The 6,136-nt window shown below is 36.9% G+C and carries 7 protein-coding genes; 5 read left to right on the forward strand and 2 right to left on the reverse strand.

Going from position 1 to position 6,136, the window contains the following annotated elements; all coding sequences use genetic code 11:
• On the reverse strand, positions 1-1,240 hold a 1,240-nt coding region (locus M901_RS05440; protein ID WP_034720624.1), incomplete at its 3' end, for a hypothetical protein.
• Positions 1,241-1,315: 75 nt separating this feature from the next.
• Between M901_RS05440 and M901_RS05445 the strand changes: the two genes are divergently transcribed.
• Positions 1,316-2,167, forward strand: coding sequence for an Hsp33 family molecular chaperone HslO (locus M901_RS05445; RefSeq protein ID WP_021277183.1), 852 nt, complete (start codon positions 1,316-1,318; stop codon positions 2,165-2,167).
• A gap of 6 nt (positions 2,168-2,173) precedes the next feature.
• On the opposite strand, the gene M901_RS05450 is transcribed toward M901_RS05445, so the two are convergent.
• Positions 2,174-3,190: a hypothetical protein gene (locus M901_RS05450; protein ID WP_021277185.1), complete on the reverse strand. Its 1,017-nt coding sequence runs from the start codon at positions 3,188-3,190 to the stop codon at positions 2,174-2,176.
• Between the two features lie 171 nt (positions 3,191-3,361).
• Between M901_RS05450 and M901_RS05455 the strand changes: the two genes are divergently transcribed.
• From M901_RS05455 to M901_RS17965, 4 genes are all read left to right on the forward strand, one after another.
• Complete coding sequence (locus M901_RS05455; protein ID WP_021277182.1) at positions 3,362-4,423, forward strand: (Fe-S)-binding protein; 1,062 nt, start codon at positions 3,362-3,364, stop codon at positions 4,421-4,423.
• Between the two features lie 26 nt (positions 4,424-4,449).
• On the forward strand, positions 4,450-5,385 hold the full coding sequence (locus M901_RS05460) for a (Fe-S)-binding protein (protein WP_021277180.1): 936 nt from the start codon (positions 4,450-4,452) through the stop codon (positions 5,383-5,385).
• Positions 5,366-5,950 carry a hypothetical protein gene (locus M901_RS05465; RefSeq protein ID WP_034722087.1) on the forward strand — a complete coding sequence of 195 codons (585 nt, stop codon included), beginning with the start codon at positions 5,366-5,368 and terminating at the stop codon, positions 5,948-5,950. Before M901_RS05460 ends, M901_RS05465 begins: the two co-directional genes overlap by 20 nt.
• Positions 5,929-6,136: hypothetical protein (locus M901_RS17965; RefSeq protein WP_034720627.1), on the forward strand; the 208-nt coding region annotated here is incomplete at its 3' end. The genes M901_RS05465 and M901_RS17965, both read left to right, overlap by 22 nt.

Raw genomic sequence — 6,136 nt, forward strand, 5'->3', positions numbered from 1 at the left:
AAGAAGTTGAACTCGAGCTTTCTATAAAAAGATAATTCTCCACTTCATTCACAATTGGCTTAAGTAAAAAGTCCCTTTCATTAATTCCAATATCTTCTTTCTCAACTAAACTAACAAATGAACTTCTTGGAAGATCAAGCGAGAGAATTTCTCTAACACACTTTAGATCTCCAACTTCAAGCTCTTCATTTAGCTCTGACTGCTCTACAAAACGAGACATTGTTTGCTTTAAGGTAAGTGCGACTTTAAATTCAGAAAGCTTTTGCTCCTTCAGATACTGTTGACTGAGCTGATCTAAAACTTCTTCAAAGCTTTCAAACTTTGGCTTCGATGAAGTCTTGAAAAGTTCATTTAACTTTGAAAAGACTTCTTCAACCGCATGATCAAAGAGATCATGGTTAACTTTGAAACTCTGATGGGTTTTAAATAATGAATTGATTTTATACAGTGATAAAGATTTATCGATATGAATTAGGTTTGATTTTGACTCTCCGACAATCTGGTCAAGATACTCACTGAGGCGTCCCTTCGGAACCTCGTAACAGTCAAGAGTCATTTCTTCTGTTTCCTCAGTCTCTCTAAAGTCATCTGTAGTTAACCATGTCGGCCAATCGAGATTATCACAACTCTTTAAAATACTAGAGGCAAGTGGAACACAAACTTCTACATGTTCACTCATGGCCTTAAGCATATCAATTTGGTTTGAATTAAAATGATCGTAGCCCCAAAAAATATAGGATTGAGATAAATTTGATTTATCAAAGTAATCGCCTATCAATTGATAAGATTTTTGCTCGTCTACGATACTCATCGCTTCAAAGTATGCATTAAAGAGTAAGAGTCCTTCATAATTCTGTGGCTCAATAAGCTCTTTTATATCTTCGACAATTGCAGACTCTAGGCTATAACTTCGAATTTCAGTAAATAAATCAAAACAAAAGCGATACTTTTCATAATCATTATTTACTTTGATTTTCCACAGTGTCCACAGATCCATAAGTAGTTGAGACTTTCCAACTCTTTCAATCTTTTCAGCATCAGGAGCGAGAGATAAGATATCGCTGACAAACTTACTGATCGTCATAACTTGGACACGATCACCAAGACCCATTTCATTGACAATTTCACGAAACATATCTGATTTTTGTGGGCTAGGACAAATGGCCTTCCAGTGATCTTTCTGGAGCACCAAGTCACTAATTTCGGTAATATCTTTTTCGTACTGAAAGACGTTCAACATAAGTATTCCATTATTTACGATGACACATAGCTAGGAATAAGGTATATACCGTATTCACTATAGGAGAATATCATTATGCTACCAGAAAGTCGTCTTTTTAACTTTATTGACTCAAAAAATGGATTCACGATTTCTTTTTTTGAAGGACAGAAAGTCATTCATGACCTGGCCATTATTCATAATCTCAAGAATAAGGGGTTTCACTTTTTTAGAGATAGTATTTTAAGTACACTTCCTCTTATTAATTTCCTAAAACCTCAAGAGAATATGGGCCTCTTCATTGACTCAGAAGAGCCTTACTTTCGTTTAAAGCTTGAGATGAATTCAGCAGGTCATATGAGAACTCTATTACTTCCTGAATCATTTGATGAGTTACCAACGAGATATAGTGGTCAAGTTCGCCAGTCAAAAATGTTCCCTCATAGCCCTACACCATATACTTCGGTTATGAAGGTCGATAATCACACAACGAATGAAGTTGTTAATATGATTCTAAAAGACTCATACCAAGTTAACTCTAAAGTAATCTTATCAGAAGACTCAGACCAGGCAGTCTTATTTTCAAGGCTTCCTCAAAAGAATGTTAACAAAGAAGAAGTTATTGAAAGGCAAAGTCTTCACGATTACTGGCAAGATATCGAGCCAAAAATAACGAATCTATTTAAAGAAGCCTCTACTGATTATGACAAAATTCAAAGAGTAGTAGAAGAACTAGGATTCGAGTTTATTGGTTCAAAAGAAATTTCTTTCAAGTGCAACTGTTCTCGTGAAAGAATGCTAACAGGTGTTGCTGGACTAACAGGAAGTCATACAATCGATGATATCTTTGATGGAAAAGAGTCACTAGAAGCCAAATGTGACTACTGTAAGACAAATTATCTCATCACGAGAGATGAGATCATCAATCTTATTCAGCTTAAACACTAATTTTTTTTAAAAATCTAAGGCGTCCAATAATGGAAGTCTCGTTTTCTGAGGGCGCCAAAATAATCGATTAAAGACATCTACCTCAGAGTAAACACCACAGAAATTTTCGGCCATTGCACCAGTTGCCCAGATAGGGGCCATCAACTCTTCACCGGTTGTGCTCTTGGCAAGATTAATACCTTTCCAAGTTTTACTACTTCTTGGCCACTTAATTCTCTGTGGAGAAGTTGAAGACACAACTAGAGTTGTATTAGGATTTCGACTGACAATAGTTCCATTAATATCAGCAATGAGCTTGCTCAGCTCCTCTAGATACTCAAAAAATGCAGCTGAGTTATTAGAATTAATGGCATTAATTAATGAGTAATCCTTAAATACTAAAAGCTTCTTAGGACGCTCAACTAGCGAGTTCCAAACATGGAAGAATACACTTGATGATTTAGAAAAGCACTTGGCCTTAGAACAACTCTCATCGAGATAAATTTTATTCTTTAAGTACTCTTTCTCTCTTTCGACATGAAAGTACTCCTGTGATAATTTTCCTGTCCCAACTGACGAAACAAAAACTGTACTCTCATCATAAAATTTATCATTACACTTTAAAGCTCTTTCAACTCCCTGAGATCTATTTCTTTCGACCACTGCACTTTGGTAATTAAACTTCTCAAGAACTGACCAAAGTGGAACCTCAGCATAGAGATCACATGTCTTATTTGATCCATAATGACCAGTAATCTGCGAAACTAAGCTATCTTCAACTGATGGCCTAAGCTCGTGTAGATTATGTCTCCACATTTTTCCAAAACAAGTAAAGCTCTCCGACCATGTCTGGTGACGAAAAAGAGGTTTCTTATATCTTAGGTAGGCAAGGTGTTCCTCACTCAAGCCCGGAATCTGAAGGAAAATAAGTCTTTCTGGATACGAATTAAAGCTGTGTTCTTTCTTATTGATGGTTTTCACCCTTGTGCAAGAAATAGCTAAGAAAAGCAGCATAAATATTGGCAATAACTTGGATATTTTCATTAAGTTCTCTTTTTAAATACCGACTTATTTGTTAAGACATTATAGTATTATTATAAACTTACACTTCTTGTCGGTTATAAGTAAAAAATAAGTATCAATCTGTAAGATATTTTATAAAATATTTAATATAACAACAACTTGAACAATTTTCATCACATGTGAGGGCAAATTATGGATGGAAACATCGCAATTGAAGCGACACGCGAAATTATGTGGAATATTCCCGCAAGTTTCAAGTATGTCATGTATCTCATGTTTTTTGCGTCAATGTTTATTATGTGCAAAGGACTTTACGTAAAACTTCTCTTCGTCACAGGCGGAGAAGGATTTAAAGGAATTAAGAAACTTCTTCCAGAAAAACTAAACTGGTCGAACTTCTTTAAGACAGCATTATTAACTGGAAAGGTTCCACGTTTTAAAAATGTCGCAATTTTCCACGGTCTAATTTTCTGGGGATTTGTCATCCTATGGATTGCAACAGACGTTGTTGCTATTCACTTCGACACTCCTTTTAAGATCTATAAAGGTCCTCTTTACATTATTGTATCTTTTACGGCTGATATCGCAGGACTTATGGTTCTGACAGGTCTAGCTCTTGCTTACAAGAGAAGATATATCGATAAACCAGAGTATCTTTCGGCAACAAAGCCAAAACAAGAGCTCTTTATGTACGCCATGCTAGCTTCACTTGTTATCATTGGATACCTAATCGAAGGTGTTAGAATCATGGGAACAGGAATGCCAGTTGGCGAGGCCACTTGGTCACCTGTTGGTTGGTTCCTTGCTTCTATCTTTTCTAAGATCGGTTTAAGTGACACCGCTTGGGCCTATACTTATAGAACGATGTGGATGTACCACATGATCAACACAATGGTATTTGTTGCATCAATTGGATACACGAAATTCTCACATATTTTTGTCCTTCCTTTAGCAGCACTTCTTACTCCGGCTAGAAGAGGAGCAGTTCTAAACCCAATGGACTTCACAGATGAGACTGCGGAGACTTTTGGACTTGGAAAGCTTTCTGAGCTTACAATGAAGAACAAGCTTGACCTTCTTGCATGTGTTGAGTGTGGTCGTTGTACTCAAGTTTGTCCTGCAAATAACGCCGAGAGACCACTTGATCCTAAGAAGATTATTACTAAAGCAAGAGATCTTGCACTTGAAACTCATGCAGCAGGTGAAACTGATGCTGACTTCTGGGAAAGCAAACATACTCATCTATCGAGCTAGACTCATGTACAACATGTGGTGCTTGTATGGAAGAGTGTCCTGCAAATATTGAGCACGTTGATATTATCATGGGTGCCAAGAGATACAAGGCCCTAACTCTTGGAGATATCCCAACGGATGCGGCTACAGCAGTTCAAAAAGTCCAAATTAATGGTAACCCTTGGGGAATTGCTCAGGACGATAGATTTAAATGGGCAGATGGGCTTGATGTACCAGTAATCGAAGCCGGTAAGAAAGTTGACTATCTCTACTATGTTGGGTGTGCTGGATCATATGATGCTTCTAACCAAAAGGTTGTTCAAGACACTGTTAAGCTTCTTAAGAAAGCCGGTGTTAGCTTTGCAGTTATGGGTAAAACAGAGAAATGTAATGGTGACCCAATCAGAAGATTTGGTGATGAGTACTCATTCTATGAAATTGCCATCGAAAACATTGCCAATATGAGACAATATGACTTTGGAAAAGTTGTAACTCACTGTCCTCACTGTCTTCATACAATTGGTAAAGAATATGCAAAATTTGAAGATGGAGAATTTGAGACAGTACACCACACTGAACTTCTTGCAGACCTACTGAGATCTGGAAAACTTAAGCCAGAGAAAAAGGTTGATGAGAATCTCTCATTCCACGATCCATGCTATCTTGGACGTCATCATGGTGAATATAACGCACCTAGAGAAATCCTTGAAGCTTCTGGTGTTCAGATCAAAGAAATGGATAAGAATAAAGACACGGCCCTATGCTGCGGTATGGGTGGTGGAAATATGTGGTACGAAGTTGAAGCTGGTAAAGACCTTGCCGGAGAAAGACTTGCTCATGTTGGTGAGAAAAAGGTTGAGAAGTTGGCGACGGCCTGTTCTTTCTGTATGATTAACTTTAAAGGTGGAATCAGCGAAAAAACAGGAACAGAAAACCTTGAAATTGAAGACGTTGCATCAATTCTTGCTAAAACTATCGACTAGTTTAGTTATATTAGGTCAGGCCCAAGTGGCCTGGCCTTCTTCAAATCATTCCCCTGACTACGGTTTCATTCAAAAACTCGAATCACTTGTTAAAGTCAATGATGCCAAACTCTTAAATAAGAAGACTCAAAAGAAACAAATCATAGGTGCCAACGCCAAAGTTGAGCTAACTCCTGAGCAAATAAAAGAGATTATTTTCTATAGCCCTGAGAATAGCCTCAAACTCTTTCTTAATAATAACTGCTCTATTTATACTTTCTTAAATCATAATGTTTTGTATCTTAAGAATAATCCCTTAGATAATGTTGAAGTCTATATTGAGACTGACGGGAAAAGAGAAAAGGCCATTATTCCAACAACTCTCTTTCTTCAAAATTATACAAAAGAAAACTGTAAGCTCTCTTTTCAACAAAGAGACTTCTTTGAGCCTAAGAGAATTAAGAAGACTCTTGAAAAAATAACTCCGGCGCTTCCAAAAGATAAAGACCAGTGCAAGGAACAATGGAAGAAATGGCAATTCAATATAAATACTGAGCATTATTTGTGCGATCTCTACAAAAAATAAGTATCGCCAATAAGGCCGAAGCCTTCTTAAAGAATAACCCCGAACTGAATCTATCGGAAAGATCAAAAATTAATGCTCTTAGAAGGGAGAGAAACTCATACTTAACAGAGTTTAATGAACTTCAAAGATCATACTTTTCAAACCTTTGTCAGAATTATCATGATCAAGAAAATTTTTGTAATTCAT

It is taken from the genome of Bacteriovorax sp. DB6_IX (assembly GCF_000447775.1).
Classification (GTDB): domain Bacteria; phylum Bdellovibrionota; class Bacteriovoracia; order Bacteriovoracales; family Bacteriovoracaceae; genus Halobacteriovorax_A.